The sequence below is a fragment of the Amaricoccus sp. genome, from assembly GCF_017995835.1.
Classification (GTDB): domain Bacteria; phylum Pseudomonadota; class Alphaproteobacteria; order Rhodobacterales; family Rhodobacteraceae; genus Amaricoccus.
The window spans coordinates 21906-40404 of the sequence record NZ_JAGOID010000016.1 but is presented as its reverse complement, the minus strand read 5'-3'; the positions used below and the strand labels follow the sequence as shown (position 1 = coordinate 40404).

The following is an 18499-nucleotide window of genomic DNA, read 5'->3' as shown; positions in this document are numbered from 1 at the left end:
GGCTCGAGCCGGATCGGGACGTGGAACTCGCCCAACAGCCTGCGCAGCTCGGTCTCGGCGCTGGCAAAGCTGGGCAGCTCGAGGCTGTCGATGATGATCGGATCGAGCCCCGCCGCCAAGCCGCGCGGTTGCGGCTGCCAGACGGCGTTGCGAAACCGGCCCCGCCCGCGGAACGGCCCGGCGCGCGAGTCAACCAGACGGGCGTCGCTGATCTCGCCGCCATGCATCCGGTATCCCAGGACGAAGAAGTAGTCCCGCCGCCGCGATCTGCCGAGCAGCTGGTCGAACTGGAACCGCGCGCGCAGGGCCTCGAGGCGCGGGTCGGGTTGCATGTCGCTTTCCCCTGTCATGGACGTCAGTAAACCATTCGGCGCTGTCTGGTCTGCGGCTGCGCCTGGCAGAGGGGGCGCGACGCCGGGGCGACCAGGAGGTCGCGGTAGCAGCCCGGAGCCCATCCGAAGGCCACGTCGGCAGGCAGGAAGGGCGCCAGCGACGGCAATGGCGGCGGCGGTGCAATCACCTCGAGACAGGCGTCGTAGACGTCCTCGATGTCGGAACAGGCGCCCTCCCACGCGACCTCGTGGTAGTTGAAGAGCCCGGCTCCGCAGACGGCTCCGAAGAAGTAGGCGCCGATCAGCCGCGTCAGGTTGCACTGGAAGGGCGCCACGATGTTGAACATCTGCGACTGCCAGAGGTCGGCCCCCACGCAATTGGCGAAGGTCGACACCATCGTTGCGCAATCGGAGCAGTTCACTCGCGGGCCTCGACCGTAGCCCCCGGCCAGTCTGGCGAGGAAGGACGTGCAGTCGAATTCGGGATAGGCGTAGTTCGTGAAGCTGCCACCCGTGCAGTCATAGGCGATGCACCCGATCGCGCCGAGCTGGAAGACCTGGAACGTGATCGCCGCCGCAGCCCTGTCGACCGACTGCGAGAGAGCGGCCCAGCGGCAGGCCCATTCGAGCACCTCCGCCCAGGGCAGCTGCGTGTTCTGGCGGGTGAAGGGCTGCTGCGTCCAGGGCAGCGTCGGCTCTCGAAGAACGACGTAGATGCGGTGCGCGCTGACGTCGAAGTCGTGCCACGGGCCGGGGCCGACCGCGCGCACCTGCCAGCGCCAGGCGGCGTCATGGGCGCCGACGCCTGCTGTCCGGAACAGCGGGCCGAGCAGGGGGAACCCGACGTTTCGCCGTATCCCGTTCGGCGGAAAGTTGACCCGGACCGTCGCCGTCGGCCCGAGGACGTTCGGTATGAAGGGCGAGGCGGGGATCGCGCGCATCTCGACTCGGGCGTTCGGATCGCCGGTGAGGTCTGCCCTGACCTCGACCCGGGCGCCTGTCGTGTCGCTGATCGAATAGGCGGCCGGAAACTGCACGGCGCGGTCCGGCAGCCACTCCGGCGTCGACACCTCGTGGATTGCGTTCAGCCGGATGTTGAGCGCGCTGACGCTCGACGAGGCGGGATCATGGTTGAAGGTCAAACCGGCGAGCGAGAACGTCATGGCGCGGCCGCCATTCTGCGCTGCCGCGTCGTGCGGGACACCGGCTTGATGCCGTCCTCGCGCGAGGGCGTGGGCTGCGGCGCGTCGGGCGCCGCCGGCGGTTCGGCCGCGGCTGTCCCGGTCGCCCGGGCGAGCGCGGCGACGGTGGGGTTCTCGAAGATCGTCCGCAGCGCCACGTCGATGCCGAGCTCGCGCCGGATGCGCGAGGCGAGCTGCGTCGCGCGGAGCGAATGGCCGCCGATGTCGAAGAAGTTGTCGTGCACGCCGATGTCGTCGCGCTCGAGGACCGCGGACCAGATCTTCAGAAGCTGCGCCTCGGTCGCGTCGGGAACGACGTCCGGCAAATCCCGCGAAGGCCGGATGTCGCCCGGCGCGGGCAAGGCGCGTCGGTCGATCTTGCCGTTCGGCGTGATCGGCAGCGTGTCGAGGACGCATATGCCGGCCGGCAGCATGTAGCTCGGCAGGCGCGCGGCGAGTTCCTGCATGAGCCGGTCGGCGAGCGCATCAGGCCGGGCGTTCCTCGCGCCGACATAGGCGAGTATCGAGCGGCCGTCCCCGTTTCCGCGCAAGAGCGTCACGGCCTCGTCGACCTCCGGGTCGGCGAGCAGCAGAGCCTCGATCTCGCCGGGTTCGATCCGGTAGCCGCGAACCTTAACCTGGGCGTCGATCCGCTCCAGGAAGACCAGGCGGCCCGCCGCGTCGCGCCGCACGCGGTCGCCGGTGCGATACAGCCGTCGGCCCGGCGTCGCCGAGAACGGATCGGGCAAGAACGCCTCGGCGGTGAGCGCCGGCTGCCCGAAGTAGCCGCGCGCGAGACCGTCGCCGCCGAGGAACAGCTCGCCCGGCGCGCCCGCAGGGACAGGGCGAAGCGCGCGGTCGAGCACGTATGCGGTCGTGTGCGCGATCTCCCGGCCGATCGGGAGCGTCCGCTGGCCCTCCTCGACGCGATCGACTCGATGCCATGTTGCGAAGGTCGTGCTCTCGGTCGGACCGTAGACGTGGAGGATCCGCGCCGGATGCCTTGCATCGAGCAGGGCGCGGACCGCCTCGACATCGGCGGCCTCGCCCCCGAACATCAGCGTGTCGAGCCCGGCGAGGCTGTCCGGACGTTCGGCGACGATCCGGTTCAGCAGCGCCGTGGTCAGGAACATCGTGGTCACGCCGCGCGCGGCGATCGTCTCGGCCAACCGGTCCGGGGTCAGCATGGTGTCGCGGTCGATTTCGACCGCCGCCGCGCCGTTGAGAAGGGCGCCCCAGATCTCGAACGTCGTCGCGTCGAACGCACAGTTGGAATGGCGCGCCAACCGGTCGCCGGGGCCGATATCGACGTAGTTCGTGTTGCGGACGAGGCGCACGATCGCCCGGTGCGGGATCTCGATGCCCTTCGGCCGACCGGTCGATCCCGAGGTGAACATCACGTACGCGATGGCTTCCGGGTCGACACGCACCTCTGGCGGCTCCCCCTGCCCCGCCGTGGCGACCGCGCCGCTCCCAAGGCTCAGCAGCGGCACGCCGAGGCGCCCGGCCCGGTCCCGATGCTCGGTATCGGTCACGATCAGGCGGGCGCGCGTTTCCTGCAGGATGGCCGCGAGCCTGTCGTGCGGATAGGCGGCGTCGAGCGGCACGTAGGCCGCGCCGAGCCGCAGCGTGGCCAGCATCGCGGCAGCCACGTTGACGGTCGAGCCGGCGAGGATGGCGACCCTGTCTCCGGGCCGCACCCCGAGGCCGGCCATCTCCGCGGCGAGGGAGTGCGCCAGCGAGCTCAACCCGGAGTAGCTGACCGGCCTTCCGGGTTGCTCGAGGGCGGCGGCCTCGGGATACCGTGTCGCGATCTCGTCGAAAAGCTCCGGGATCGAGGCGCGCGGATACGAAGAGGCCATGTCGACGAGGGCGATCTCGGGGGCGGTCGCGGAGAAGACGTCGCCGAGCGTCACCGGCACGCTTGCGCCGAGGGCGGCGGCGAGCTCGACGAGCGTCGCCCGGAGCGCCGCGCCGATTTCCTCGACGCGCTCGCGCGTCATGGCGCGCGTGTCGTGCAGAAGCCTGATCCGCAGCCCGTCGCCCGGCACGACAGCCACCGAAAGCGGGTAGTTGGTGCGTTCGATGAACGTCACCTCGGCGCGTGCGCCGTCGTCGGTGCGCCGGATGGGGTAGTTCTCGAAGGCGAGAATGGTGTCGAAGAGCGGCCGCTCGGCCGGCAGGCCCGCCCAGTCGCGGATCTGGACGAGGCTGCAATGGTCGAAGTCTCGTGCCCGCAGCTGATCGGCCTGAAGCGCCGAGAGCCACTCGACCACCCCCGCGCGGTCCGGGACGCGGACCCGCAGCGGGACGGTGTTGATGAAGAGGCCGATCATCCCCTCGACCCCGGCGATCTCGGCCGGCCGGCCCGAGACGGTGACGCCGTAGACGACGTCCTCGCTGCCGGCGAAACGGGAGAGAACGAGCGCCCATGCCCCCTGGAGCAAGGTGTTCAGCGTCAGCTTGCGGGCCTGCCCCGCGGCGCGCAGGCGCTCCGTCTCCGCGGCGGAGAGCCGGCAGCCGATCTCGTCGAAGTCCTCGGGCGCGGCGCCCGGCGCGGCGACCGGCGCCACGGCGCCGGCGATGCCGGACGGCCCGGGCGCGTCCCGCAACGCCTCGGCCCAGTGGCGCCTGGCATGGGCGGGATCCCGGGCCTGGAGCCATTCGATGAAGGCACGATACGGCCGCGCAGGCCGCGGCGCTGGCGTCCGCCCTGCGACAAGGCTGGCATAGGCGTCGCTGAACTGGCCGAACACGGCCTGGAGGCTCCAGCCGTCGAGGATGACATGGTGAAAGCTCAGCACCATCCGGCGCGAACCCTCCGTCATTCGCGCCAGCGCGATCCGCATCAGCGGGGCGGCTTCGAGATCGAACCCGCGCGCGCGGTCCTCGGCCAGCCGCTCCTGGAACGCGGCCTCGCGCCGGCCAGCCGCCACATGACGCAGGTCCCACTCCTCGATCGGGACCGTGACGCCGCGGCGGACGACCTGGACCGGCTTGTCGAGGGCTTCCCAGTGGACCGAGGTGCGGAGCGCGGGATTGGCCGCGGCGACGCTGTTCCACGCCCGGGAGAGCGCATCCATGTCGACCGCCCCCTCGAACGGGATCACGACCTGTTCGAAATAGGGGCGCGCGTCGGTCTCGCAGATCGTATGAAACAGCATCCCCGCCTGCATCGGGGACAACTCGTAGATGTCCTCTATCGTGCTCATGGCGCGCCCCTCGCGGCCGGCCGGGCGCCGAGCCGCGCCATGAGCCGGGTGAAATCCGCCTCGTCCAGGCGGGCTGCGGGAAAGTCCTCGGCCGTGAGCCTGTCGCTCCCGGGCGAGACGGCGGCAGCGACAACGCCGCGCAGCTCCTCGAGCATGAGATCGGCGACCTCGCGGATCGAGTCGGCGTCGTACTGGTTGCGGCTGTAGATCCAGGTGAAGCGAAGGCGACCGAACGCCACGGCACCCTCGACCTCGATCAGGTGGCGGCGGGGCGCGCGCGGCTCGCGCATCGGCCCGACGCTCTCGGGCGCGGCGAGAATCGCGCCCTCGTCGCCGCCGCCATACTGCCCCATGTAGTTGAAGCCGATGTCGCGGGGCGGCAGGTCGGCCAGCTTGCGGCGAACCTGCGGATCCATCGACAGGTAGCGCAGGACGCCGAAGCCGGCGCCTCCGCGCGGAATCTCGTGGAGCTGCGCCTGCACCGATCTCAGCGAGGTCGCGACGTCGTCGTCCGGGCGGGCGCGCAGCGTCACCGGAAAGATCGACGTGAACCAGCCGACGGTGCGCGACAGGTCGGTTCCGGGAGCGGGATCCCTGCCGTGGCCCTCGAGGTCGAAGACCACCTCCGGCAATCCGCTCCAGCGTATCATCGCGCGGGCAAAGGCGGTGAGCAGGACGTCGTTTATCTGCGTCCGGAACGCCCTCGGCAGGTCGGTCAGCACCTGGCGCGAGACGTCTTCCGGCAATTCCACCATGATCTCGGCGGCGTCGCCCTCGCGGTTGGTCCCGTGGCGGTCGACGGGAAGAAGGGTCGCCGCCTTCGGCGCGGCGGACAGCCAGTAGGGCAACTCGTCCAGCAGTTCGTCCGATTGCGCAAGGCCCCGGAGCGACGCGGCATGCGCCGCGAAGGAGGTCGTCTTGGGCGGGAGAACCGGCCTCCGCCCCTCCACCGCCTGCTGATACCCGAGCCAGAGATGCTCGAGCAGGATGCGCCACGAGACGCCGTCGACCACCAGGTGATGCGCAACCAGAAGCAGGCGCGCCGGCTGACCCGGGCCCATGTCGAACAGCGTCGCCGCGAACAGCGGGCCGTCGCGCAGGTCGAACGCCCTCTGGCAATCGGCGCAGGCGGCTTCCAGCATCCGCCGCCGGGCAAGGCCCCGGTATTCGCTCAGGTCGATCCAGTCCAGCCGCCCCCCCGTGCGGGCGCCGGTATCGGCGGTCCATGCGCCGCCGTCGTTCCGGAAGCGCAACCGCAGCGCGTCGTGATGGGCGAGGAGCGCCCGGAACGCCGCATCGAGCGACTGGGCGTCGATCTCCGCCGGAACCTGTAGCAGCAGGGCCTGGTTGAAATGGTCGTGCCGCGGAGAGTCGCTCTCGAACATCCAGAGCTGCGCCGGGCCGAGGTCGCACGGCCCTTCGACCGCCCGTTGGTCGCCCTCGTCGGTCGCGGCGAGCGTGGCGACGGCCGCAAGCGCCGCGACGGTCTGGCTCTCGAAAAGCTGCTGGACGGTGACGCCGATGCCCTCCGCACGGGCGCGAGAGACGACCTGGATGCCGAGGATCGAGTCGCCGCCGAGCTCGAAGAAGTTGTCGTCGATGCCGACCGCGTCCAGACCGAGGACGCCGGCCCAGACCTGGGCCAGCCGGCGTTCGACCTCGTTCGTGGGCAGCGCCAGCTCGGCGGACGCGGCCGCGCTCCTCTCCCGGAGCGGGGACGGCAGCGCCCTTCGATCGACCTTGCCGTTGCGCGTCAGGGGCAGGGCGTCGAGCAGGACGTAGTCCGCCGGATGCATGAACTGGGGCAGATGCGCCGCGACGTGTTCGCGCAGCGACGGAATCAGCTTCGCGGCCAGCGCGGCGTTGACCGGGTTGTTGGTGAACTGCGCCCAATCCGGACAGGCGCGCCGACCCGCCGTGGCCGGCGGCGGAACCGGGCGACCCTGCCTGCGATAGTGCAGCGTGCAGGTGAGCGGGTCCGTCTCCGACGGCGAGACCGCGGCTTCGAACCCGGCGGATTCCGCCACTTCCCAGTACGCGTCCAGCCGGGCGTTCCGGGTCGCGTCGAGGATCTCGCTCACCGTCGCCGCGGGGATGCTGTCGCCCTCCTGCTGCGCCAACTCCCATATCTGACCGAAGCCGGCGAGCCGCGGATTCGGAGCGCTGGTGACGGAAAGCTCGGCGCGATCGGTCTCGCGCAGGATCCGCGCCAGGCTTTCGAGGCTCAGACCGTCGCGTCGCCAGTTCAACGCCTGCCGGTCGGCCGCCATGGTTTCGCACGCGCCGAGATGGAGGATCACGTCGTACCGGAACTGCGCCAGCTCGTTCTCCGCGTCGCCGCGCTTCCACTGGATGTCGCAGGCGGCCACGCGCGGATCGACCGCGGCGAGGCTCCGGAACAGCGCCGGATCGACGAGCAGCTCGCGCTCGCACAGGACGCCGTCCCGGACGCGCCGCACGAAGTCGGCGCGGTCGAAGTCGCCGGCGTTGCGGGCCAGTTGAACCGCGGTCTGGAACTCGGCGACATGAGGCAGGCTGCGGACGTCGCCGATGAAGATGCGTCCAACCGGCCCGGCGGCCGGAATCACCCTGTCAAGGACGTCGCGGAGGTAGGCCGCTCCCGGAAAGTACTGCACGACGGAATTGAGGAGCACGGCGTCGAACGCGCCCGCGCCGGGCGCGCCGATCTCGTGAGCGGCGCAGACGGCAATCTCCGTCCTGTCGGCGAGGTCACATTGCCGAAGGCCGCGGCGCAGCGCCTCGACAACCGGCGCGGAGAAGTCCACCCCGCGATAGAACGCCGCCTCGGCCGCGAGGGGGTAGGCGAGCATCCCGGTCCCGCAGCCGATCTCGAGCACGCGGGTCGGCGCGAGGGACCGGATGCGCGCCAGCGTCGCGTCGAGCCAGGTCCGCATCTCGGCGGCGGGGATGGGCTGGCCGGTGTAGCTCGACCGCCATCCGGCGGTGTCGAAACCCCGCTCGGCCGCGGACGACGCCGCTCCTGCGTAGAGGTCGTCGTAGATCGTGCGCCAGTCTCCGACCGCCTCAGCCTGCACCGACCCGAGCGCCGACGCAGCCCCCGGGCCGCGCTCCCCGGTCTCGGGGGTGACATAGGCGACGAGCCTCAGCCCGGTCCCGAGGTCGTCGCGGGCGATTACCGCCGCGTCCGCGATGTCGGGATGCGACGCCAGCGTCATCTCGATCTCCCGCGGCTCCACCCGGTGGCCGCGGATCTTGAGCTGCCTGTCCTTGCGTCCGAGGAACTCGAGGGCCCCGTCCGGAAGGAAGCGGACGAGGTCGCCGGTCCGGTACGCCCGGGCGCCCCGGCCGTTGAACGGGTCGGGGACGAACCACTCGGCGGTCATCGCGGGGTCGCCGAGATAGCCACGCGCCAGACCCTCGCCCGCAACCCAGAGCTCGCCGGGCACGCCCTCCGGCGCCAGGTGGCCGTCGCGATCGACGACGTAGACATGGCCCCCGCCGATGGGCCGGCCGACCGGGATGGACCCGGGGCCGTCGGCGAGCGCGGCGATCCGGTGGCAGCAGGTGAACGTGGTGTTCTCGGTCGGGCCGTAGCCGTTGACCAGCCGGCAATCCGGGTAGCGCTCCAGGAAGGCCCGGACATGGCGCGGCGACAGCACGTCGCCGCCCGCGAGCAGCTGGCGCAGCCCGGCCAGCGCCTCGATCCGGTTGTCGACGATCTGGTGGAACAGGCCGGCGGTGAGCCAGAGCATGGTGACCCGATGCCGCCGGATGGCGTCGGCGAGCGCATCGATGTCGATACGGCCAGGAGGGTGGACGACAAGCCTGCCGCCGTTCAGCAGCGGCGCCCAGACCTCGAGCGTCGAGGCGTCGAAGGTCATCGGCGCCAGCAACAGCACCGCCTCGTCCGGTCCCATCGCGCAGTAGTCGGCATTCTCGACCAGGCGGAGGACGGCGTTCTGCCGGACCGCCACGCCCTTGGGCAATCCGGTCGAGCCCGAGGTATACATGACGTAGGCGAGCCGATCGCCGCCGCCGGGGAATGTCGCGAGCGCGGCGTCCGCTTCCTCCGCGGCGGCGTCGAGGGGCACGGGCACGAGCCCCAATCCCTCCAGACGCGCCCCGGCGCCGGTCGTGTCCACCACGAGCGTCGCGCCGGCCGTCGCGATCATGTGGCGGAGGCGCTCGTCCGGCTCGTCGAGATCGAGCGGCAGATAGGCGCCGCCGGCCATGAGCACGGCGAGCTCCGCCGCCACCGTCGCCGCCGCGCGGACGGACGGCACGACGACGATGGTCTCGGACGCGCAGCCGCGAGCCTGCAAGCGCCGGGCGAGCTCGGCCGCGGCGTCGCGGAGCCCGCCATAGGTCAGGTCCCGCTCCCCGTCCGACACCGCCACAGTGGCCTCGCGACCGGCCGCCACGGCGAGGAACCGCTCGACGATCGTTCCCCGGTCGGAGGGCTCGGGGGCGCCTTCGCGGCCCCAGTCCGCGATCCGGCGCCGCTCCTCGCCCCGAACCAGCGGCAGCGCCGAGACCGGCGCGTCCGGGGCGCGCGCCATCTCCTCGTAGATGGCAACGAGGTAGTCGACCATGCGGTCGATCCGCTCGGGCCGGAACAGGTCGGTGCTGTACTCGAAGGCTCCGGCCAGACCCTCCGGGGTCTGCCTGAACTCGAGCCGCAGGTCGAACTTGACGGTCGCACGCTCGACCTCGATGACGCCGAGCCCCGCATCCGCGCCGGCGTCCGCGCCGGCGCTCTGGTCAGCGTGGAGCTGAAAGATCACCTGGAAGAGCGGGTTCCGCGCGAGATCCCGCTCGGGCTGGAGGTCCTCGACCAGCTTCTCGAACGGCAGGTCCTGATGGTCGTAGGCTTCGAGCGCCCGCGCCCGGACCCGCCGCAGGACCTCGCGGTAGCTGGGCCGCCCCGAGAGATCCACGCGGATGACGAGCGAATTCACGAAGAAGCCGATCAGCGGCTCGAGCTCCTTGCGCGTCCGGCCCGCGACCGGCGTCCCGATGGCGACGTCATCCTGACCCGTCAGCCGGTGCAGCAGGCAGTCGAAGCCCGCCATCAGGGTCATGAACAGCGTCGCTCCCTCTTCATGGCCCAGCCTGTCGAGAGCGTCGGCAAGCCTGCGCGGCAGCAGGAACGACCGCCTGGAGCCCGCATAGCTGAACACGGCGGGCCGCCGATGGTCCGCCGGCAGTTCGAGCGGCGCGAGATCGGCCAGGCGCTCCCGCCAGTAGTCGAGCTGCCGCTCCATCCGCTCGCCGGCGAGCCACTCGCGCTGCCAGTGGGCATAGTCCGCATACTGGATCGGGAGATCGGGCAGGGACGGCGACCGCCCCGCCGCAAGATCGGCGTAGATCGTCGACAGCTCGTGCGAGAACACCGCCGACGACCACCCGTCGCAGACGATGTGGTGCAGCGACAGGAGGAACACCCACTCCGTCGGCCCCAGCCGGACGAGCGACGTCCGCAGGAGCGGCCCGTCCGCGAGCGAGAACGGGCGGCGCGCCGCCTCGGTCGCCAGCCGCACGACCTCCTCGCCCTGTCGTTCCGGCGTGAGGTCCGACAGGTCGGACAGATCGAGGGGGATGCGCACCCCCTGCCCCAAGCGCGCGACCGGACGGCCGTCCACCTCCGGCAGCGTCGTGCGCAGAACCTCGTGCCGCTCGACGATCGCGTTGATCGCCCGTTCGAGCAGGTCGGGATCGATTGCCGCACGCAGGCGCAGCGCCGTGCTCTCGGTGTAGAACGGATTGCCGGGCGCCATCCTGTCGAGAACCCACAGCCTTTGCTGGGCAAAGGACAGCGTCGCGGGCGCATCGGCCGGACGGCGCGGGACAGCTCCCGGCCGGGTCGCGGCGGACGCCGCGCGCTGCCCGGCGAGGCGGGCCCTGAGGAGCTCGCGCCTGTCCGCCGGCAGCCTGTCGCCGGCGGAGACGTCCTCGGCCCGGAACGCGACGGGATGGCCCTCGGTATTCATGGCAGACCTCGCTCGCGGGCAGGATCGACGGAAGGCCCGGCGTCCGCCAGCGCGTCGATCTCCGCCAGAAGGAGTCGCTCGATCTCGCCCGCGAGTTCCCGAAGCGTGGGGCGCAGGAAGACGGTCGTCAGCGGCAGGTCGAGGTCGAAGCGATCACGGATGATCGTGACCAGCCGGGTCGCGAGCAGGGAATGTCCGCCGATGTCGAAGAAGTTTTCGTCCCTCCCGATCGCCGGCCTTCCGAGCAGGTCCGACCAGAGCGCGGCCAGCGCGATCTCGGTGTCGGTCTCGGGCGCGCGCAGGCTGTCGGAACGGGCGGCGCCCGCGGAAACGCAGTCGCGCAGCGCTCCCCGGTCCAGCTTGCCGTTCGGAAGCAGCGGAAACGCCTCGATCACCGTAAAGGAGGCTGGGACCATGTAGGCGGGCAATCGCTCGGCGAGGAAGCGGCGCAGGGCGGCCTCGTCCGGCGCCAGCCGGCCGGCGGAGGTCAGCCAGGCGTCGAGCCGTCCCCCCGTCCCGTCCGGCGACATGACCACGACGGCCTGTCCGACCTCGGCATGATCCTGAAGCGCGGCCTCGACCTCGCCGAGTTCGATCCGGTGCCCCCTGAGCTTGACCTGGTGGTCGCGCCGGCCCTCGAAGACCAGCGCGCCGGTAGGATCGACCCGCGCGAGATCGCCCGTCGCGAACATCCTCGCACCGGGTTTGCCGAACGGGTCGGGCACGAACCGCTCGGCGGTGAGCGCCGGCTGCCGGAAATAGCCACGGGCGAGGTTGAGCCCGCCGACGTGGAGCTGGCCGAGCGCGCCGCGCGGCGCCGGCTGCATCCGCGCATCGAGGACATAGGCCTGGCAATTGTCGAGGGGAGCTCCGATGGGAACCACGCCGTCGGCGCGGGGCGCCAGCGGACCGGCGCAGGTGACATCGCCCGCGACCTCGGACGAGCCGTAGAGGTTGATGACGTTCAGGGACGGGGCCAGCCTCGTCACCCGTTCGAGCAGGTCGGCGGTCAGCTGCTCGCCGCTGGTAAAGAGCAGGCTCAGGCGCGGGGTCGCGGTCTCGAGGTCGATCCGGGCGTCGAGGATGGCGCGCAGCAGCGAGGGGACGAGAAGGAGTCGCGTCACCCGCCGCTCGGCCAGGGTCGCGCACAGCGCCGCCGGGTCGCGGGCGGCCTCGTCCCCGAGGATGACCGAGGGAACTCCCGCAAGCAGCGGCCCGAACGTTTCCCAGACCGAGTCGACGAAGGCGATGGCGGTCTTGAGGCAGGCGACCTCGCCATCGGCGAAGGGAAAGCGCCGCCACATCCAGGCGAACCGGTTCATCGTCGCCTCGTGCGTGGCCATCACGCCCTTCGGCCGGCCGGTGGAGCCAGACGTGTAGACCAGATACGCGACGTCGGCCGGAGCCGCCGCCGGCGTCGCGGCGCCATCCGGCAGCGGTCCGCCATCGAGGACGAGGCTCGGCGCCGCGCCCGTCCTGACGCGATGCCTCTCGACCGTGACCACCGCCCTGGGGTCGGAATCCCCGATGACGAAGGCGATCCGCTCCTGCGGATAGTCCGGGTCTATCGCCACATAGGCGGCGCCCAGCCACATCGTCGCCAGCATCGCGGCGACGGCATCGGCGGAACGCTCGAGGCAGATCGCGACGCGGTCGCCCCGGCCCACCCCCAGCCCCGCGAGCGCGGCGGCGATCTGCTGCACGCGCCGGTCGAGGTCGGAAAAGGTGACGGCGGCGCCGTCGTCGATGAGGGCGAGACGATCCGGGTGCGCCGCGACCGCTCGCGCGAAGGCGGCGGGGACGGTCGGCGCAACGTCGTGCGCCACGTTCGGTCCGAGCGCCGCCGCGAGGGCGTCCGCGCGCTCGACCCCGGACAGGATTTCGATGTCCGAGAGGCGCCGGCCCGGCGTCGCCAGCGCCGCCGCGAGGAACCGGACGAAGTGCTCGAAGATCCGCCGGATCGTCGCTGTCTCGAAGAGTTCGGTGGAGTATTCCAGCCGGCCCTGGATCCCCCCCGAGCCCTCCGCGAGGTGGACGGAGAGATCGAGGATCGCCGCCCCCTTGTCGATCGTGATGGCCTTCGTCTGCTCCGTCGCGGCGCCGGCCCTGGCGTCGTGCGGGGTGTAGAGCTGGAACAGGACCTGGAAGAGCGGATTGCGCCCGAGGTCGCGGTCGGGCTGGAGCGCCTCCACGACCCGCTCGAACGGCGTGTCCTGCCGGTCGAAAGCGGCGACGGTGACCTTGCGGACACGGGCGATCAGCTCCCGGAACGTCGGATCGCCGGCGAGGTCGATCCGCAACACGACGGTGTTGAGGAAAAGGCCGATGAGAGGCTCGAGCTCGGACCGGGAGCGACCGGCCACGGGCGTTCCCACGACGACCTCGTCCTGCCCGCTGTGCCGCCCGAGGACGACGGCGAAGGCCGCGAGCGCCACCATGAACAGCGTCGCCCCCTCGCGCCCGGCCAGGACCCTCGCGCCGGACGAGATGTTGAGGGGCACGCCGACATCCTCGTGGGCGCCGCGAAAGCCGAGGACCCGCGGCCTCGGACGATCGAGCGGCAGTTCGAGCGCCGGCAGGCCGGCGAGCTGTCCGCGCCAGTAGTCCAGCTCCCCATCGAGGCCCCCCTCGGGGCCGTTCCGCTGCCAGGCGGCGAAGTCGCCGTACTGGATCGGCAGGGGCGGCAACCGGGGCGCGCTCCCGGTCGCGATCGCGCCGATCACCTCGTTGATCTCGCGCTGAAGGATTCGCATCGACCAGCCGTCGGACACGATGTGGTGCACCGCCATCGCGAGGATCTCTCCCGCCTCCAGTCCGCAGATCAGCATGAAGCGGAACAGGGGTGGACGGCTCAGGTCGAAGGGCGACGTGGCGTTGTCATGCAACAGGCGCGTCACCTCGCCGTCGCGCCGCTCGGGCGGAACCGCCCCCACGTCGTGCACCCGCAGGGGCACGTCGACGTCCGGCAGCACGATCTGGACGGCGCCGCTCTCGCGCTCCTCGAACCGCGTGCGCAGCACTTCGTGCCGCCCGACGACAGTCCTGATCGCCGTCTCGAGCGCCGCGAGGTCGATCGTTCCGCTGGGGACCGGCACGGCGACGCTTTCGACGTAGAACGGGTTCCCGGGCGAAAGCCGGTCGAGAAACCAGAACCTCTCCTGCGAGAAGGAGAGCGGCGCGCTCCCGCCCTCCGCGCGCCTCGGGATCGGCGAGGCCGGGGCCGCCGCATCCGGCTGGCCGTCGAGCAGCTTGCGCAGCAGCGCGTCCCGGCGCGCGGCGGCCGCGGGCGCGCTCACCGGCGCGCTCCGCTGGCCCGGACCCCCGGGTCGGGCTGGAGAGCCGCGTCCACCTCGGCCTCGGACAGTTCGCGCACGCGCACGAACAGGGCTGCGGCCTTCGTCAGGCTCTCTCCGTTCGACGCCTCGAGCGCGGCGGCGAAGTCGCGCACGCTCGGCGCCTCGAAGATCGTGCGCAGCGGCGCCTCGATCCGCAGCGTGTCGCGCACCTTGTTGACCACCTGCACGGCGAGCAGCGAGTGCCCGCCGAGCGCGGTGAAGAAGTCGTCGTCGATCCCGATGCGGCCGACCTCCAGCACCTCGGCCCAGATGGTCGACAGCGCCTCCTCGATGCTGTTCCTCGGGGCGATGCAGGCTCCGTGCGTGGCGCTCCGGTCGTGCTCGGAGCTGGCGAGGGCGCGCCGGTCGAGCTTGCCGTTGGCCTTCAGCGGCAGCGACCGCCTCTGCACGAACAACGAGGGGATCATGTGCTCCGGCAGACAGTCGCTCAGATGGACCCTGAGCCGCTGCGTCAGCTCCTGGAAGCGCGCGGCGGCGAGCGGATCGTTGGCAAGGCCGCGATACCCCTCTGGCGCCGTTGGCAGCGCCTCGGGCCGCTCGTCCGCCGGCGGAGGGTCGCCGCGCCGCCAGAACACGGCCTCGAGGTGATCGGGCCGCGCGTCCGCGAAACGCACGCGGACGTCCATCGGCGTGGTCTCGGCAAGGCCGTGGAGTTCCTCTGGATCGACGGCGCCATTCAACGCCTCGGCCGCGACCTGCCCGAGCTCGCCGAGCGATCTCTGCGCCGCGCCGTTACGCACCAGCGCCGCGAGCCTGAACGGCGCCGCCACGCGGGCGTTGGGAATGCCGCCGACGACCACGCAATCGGCGTCGGTCTGCCGCAGGCGCGCTCCGAGGCTGCGCAGGTCGAGGCTGTCGCCGCGCCAGTCGAGCCTCGCGGACTTCGCCGGCGCCTGTGGCGCGCCGATCCGCAGCGTCACGTCATAGCGGAACCGTCCGAGCTCGTTGTCGAAGCCGCCACGCTTGCACGCGCAGGCCACCCCGGCGATCCGCGGCTCGGCCATCGCGACCGCGTGGAAGAAGCCGCCGTCGAGCGCCAGCTCCTTCTCCTGGCCGGCCTCCCGGTGCGCCTGGTGGAGCAGCTCCTCGCCGGTGGCGCCATCGCCCAGCCGCGACTGCGCGAGCGAGGCGTGGAAGGCCGTCAGCAGCGCATGGCTGCGCACGTCGCCGACGAAGATGGCGCCGCCCGGGCGCACCAGCCGCGTCGCGGAGCCGATGACGCGAGCGAGATACGCCGCGCTCGGAAAGTACTGGACGACCGAGTTGAGGATCACCGTGTCGAACGACGCGGGCTCGAAGTCGTCGAGCTCGTCGGCGCGACGCTTGTGCAGCACGGTCCGGTCGGAGAGACCCAGGGTGTCGAGGCGCCTGCCGAGCTGCCGGATGACCGGTCCGGAAATGTCGGAGCCGACATAGAGCGCGCATCGCGGCGCGATCTTCGTCAGCAGGAGCCCGGTCCCGCAGCCGATCTCCAGAACCCTGTCGGGCTTCAGGGCGAGGATGCGCTCGACCGTGGTGTCGCGCCACGTCGCCATCTCCGCCGGGTCGATATCCTCGCCGGTGTAGCTGCTGGTCCAGCCGATGGTGTCGAAGTCCGGCTCCGCGGCCTCCGAAAGCTGGTCATAGAGGCTTTCGTAGAGATCCTCCCACTGATCCAGATGCGTGGCGAACAGGCTCTCGTCACCATCGCCCCCGGCGCCTGCCCCCGGGACGACTGCGGCAAGAAGCGTGCCGCTCCCGGCAGGCGTGAAGACGGCGCAGTCGGACACGCCGTCCACCTCGCGGATCCTCGCCTCGATCTCGCCGAACTCGACCCGGTATCCGCGAAGCTTGATCTGGTCGTCGGTGCGGCCCCGGTAGACGAGGGCGCCGTCGCCGCGCCGGAACGCGAGGTCGCGTGTGCGGTACATGCGCGCGCCGGGCGTCTCCGAGAACGGATCGGGCAGAAACACCTCGGCGGTCGCGGCCGGCCGGCCGTGGTAGCCGCGCGCGAGGCTCGCGCCGCTGACATAGACCTCGCCGACGACGCCGACGGGCAGCCGCGCGTGGTGGCGGTCGAGCACGCGGAGCGCGCTGTTGTCGATGGGATGTCCGACGGGCACGCCGAACGGCTGCGGCGAGCCGTCCGTCGCGGCGGCGGCGACCTCGATCGTCGTCTCGGTCGGACCGTAGAGGTTCGCCACGTCGAGTCCGAGGCCCGAGGCGAGCCGCGCCCGCAGGTCTTCGGGCAGGGCTTCCCCGCCGCTGAAGACCTGGCGCAGGCCGGCGCAGAGATAGAACGCCGGTTCATCGAGCAGGATCCGCAGCAGCGACGGCACGACCTGGAGGACCGAGACCCGATGCCGGTCGAGGCACTGGACGATCCATTCCGGGTCGCGCTGCGCCTCCGGCGGCAGCAGGACCAGCGTGCCGCCCGCCATCAGGGGCGCGAGGATCTCCCAGACCGACGCGTCGAAGCTGCTGGCCGTCCGCTGCAACACGCGCGTCGAGGCGTCGAAGCCGAAGCGCGCGATCATCCACCGCATGTGGTTCGCCAGCGCGCCGTTCGTCACGACGACGCCTTTCGGCCGCCCCGTCGAGCCGGACGTATAGATCAGGTAGGCCGCGCCCTCGCCGTGCTGCGGCCCGGTCACGCCCGTGGCGTCGCCGGCGGCCGTCCCGGCTTCGATCCGGTCGAGGGCGATGACGCTGGCGCCGACGGGCGCGATCTCTCGGGCGACATCGAGAAGCGGCGACGCCGTGAGAATGGCGCTCAGCCCGGCGTCGCCGGCGATCATCGCGAGGTGGTCGCGCGGGTAGGAAGTATCGAGGGGGACATAGGCGGCCCCGGCCGACATCGTCGCGAGCTGCGCCACGATCAGGTCCGGGGAGCGGTCGAGCAGCAGGCCGACCCGCGCCTCCGGTCCGATCCCCAGACCGCCGAGCTGCGCCGCAAGCGCCGTCCAGCGCCGCGCAAGCTCGCCGTACGAGAGGCGGCCTTCCCCCATCTCGATCGCCGTCGCGTCGGGCCGTTCGCTCGCCCGCGCCGCGATCTCGTCGATCACGTAGGCCGGGTTCCCCGGAAGCGGCCTTCGCGGTCCCGCCTCGTGCGCGGCAAGGATCGCCGCGTCGGCCGCGCCGATCACCGGCAGGCGCGACACCGCCAGTTCGGGGCCCGCCGCCGCCGCCCGGAGAAGGGTCTCGAATTCTTCGGCGATCCGCGCGATCGTGGCCGCGTCGAAGAGGTCGGTCGAATACTCGATCATGCCGCGATAGCAGTCGGGCGCATCGATCAGCGTGAAGGCGAGGTCGAAGATCGCGCTGCCGCGATGCACCTCGACGCGCGCCTCGCCGCCGCCCGCCGCGCCGAACGTCGGCGTGTTGACGAGCTGGAAGGTCACCTGGAAAAGCGGATTGCGGCTGGCGTCGCGGCCCGGATTGAGCTCTTCGACCAGCCGCTCGAACGGCAGTTCCTGGTGCGCGTAGGCGTCGAGGCAGGTGTCGCGCACGCGCTCGAGCAGCGTCAGGAACGTCGGATCGCCCGAGGCGTCGATGCGGAAGACCACCGAGTTGACGAAGAAGCCGATCAGCCCCTCGAGCTCGGGTTGGGTCCGGCCGGCCACCGGCGCGCCGATCACGATGTCGTCCTGGCCGGATCTCCGCGCCATCGTCGCCGCGAAGGCCGCGAGCAGCGTCATGTAGGTCGTGGCGCCGACGCGCCGCCCGACCTCCCGAACGGCGGCCGACAGCCCCGGATCGAGCGCGACGAGATGCGCGGCGCCGCGGAAGCTGGCGGTGTCGGGACGGGGACGGTCGGTCGGGAGGTCCAGGACCGGCAGACCGGCCAGTTGCTGCCGCCAGTAGTCGAGATCGGCCCGCAGGGTCTCGCCCTCCAGACGCTCGCGCTGCCAGATCGTGAAGTCCGCGTACTGGATGGGCAGCTCCGGCAGCGTGTCGCCGCGCCCCATCGCGTACGACTGGTAGAGGCTCGTCAGTTCGCGCGCGAGGACGCTCATCGACCAGCCGTCCGAGACGATGTGGTGCATCGACAGCAGCAGGACGTTGTCGGCGAAGCCGCGCCGGATCACGCCGCAGCGCAAGAGCGGCCCGTCGCGCAGGTTGAACGGCCTGACGGCCTCGGCGGTGGCGAGCTCGACGGTCTTCGCCTCGCGTTCGTGCGGGGCGATCCGCGAGATGTCGACGACCTCGATGCGCAGCCGCATCGTCTCGCGGACGATCTGCGCCGGCTCGCCGTCGACCTCGTCGAACACGGTGCGGAGCGTCTCGTGCCGCCGGATGATCGCGTTCAGCGCCCGCTCGAGCACCGGGACGTCGAGGCGCGCCGCGATCGGGATCGCGAGGGGGATGTTGTAGAACGGGTTGCCCGGCGCCATCCGGTCGAGGAACCACAGCCTCTGCTGCGCATGCGACAGGGGAAAGACGTACTCGCTCAGTTCATTCATGTCC

6 protein-coding genes are annotated in these 18499 nt (G+C 71.5%); all 6 read right to left on the bottom strand.

What is annotated here, in order from left to right:
* Window positions 1–332 (bottom strand): hypothetical protein (locus tag KBA23_RS04545; RefSeq protein ID WP_290737192.1); only part of this gene is annotated, 332 nt, incomplete at its 3' end.
* Between the two features lie 23 nt (window positions 333–355).
* The gene (locus KBA23_RS04540) at window positions 356–1495 is read right to left on the bottom strand and encodes a hypothetical protein (protein ID WP_290737191.1); all 1140 of its coding nucleotides are present in this window, start codon (window positions 1493–1495) and stop codon (window positions 356–358) included.
* Entirely contained in the window at window positions 1492–4725 is a 3234-nt protein-coding gene (locus KBA23_RS04535; RefSeq protein ID WP_290737190.1) for an amino acid adenylation domain-containing protein, read from the bottom strand. The genes KBA23_RS04540 and KBA23_RS04535 overlap by 4 nt, the downstream gene beginning before the upstream one ends.
* Window positions 4722–10697 (bottom strand): non-ribosomal peptide synthetase, encoded by a 5976-nt coding sequence (locus KBA23_RS04530; protein ID WP_290737189.1) that lies wholly within the window; start codon window positions 10695–10697, stop codon window positions 4722–4724. Before KBA23_RS04530 ends, KBA23_RS04535 begins: the two co-directional genes overlap by 4 nt.
* The gene (locus KBA23_RS04525; RefSeq protein WP_290737188.1) at window positions 10694–13993 is read right to left on the bottom strand and encodes an amino acid adenylation domain-containing protein; all 3300 of its coding nucleotides are present in this window, start codon (window positions 13991–13993) and stop codon (window positions 10694–10696) included. Before KBA23_RS04525 ends, KBA23_RS04530 begins: the two co-directional genes overlap by 4 nt.
* On the bottom strand, window positions 13990–18495 hold the full coding sequence (locus KBA23_RS04520) for a non-ribosomal peptide synthetase (protein WP_290737187.1): 4506 nt from the start codon (window positions 18493–18495) through the stop codon (window positions 13990–13992). Before KBA23_RS04520 ends, KBA23_RS04525 begins: the two co-directional genes overlap by 4 nt.
* Between the last annotated feature and the right edge of the window lie 4 nt (window positions 18496–18499).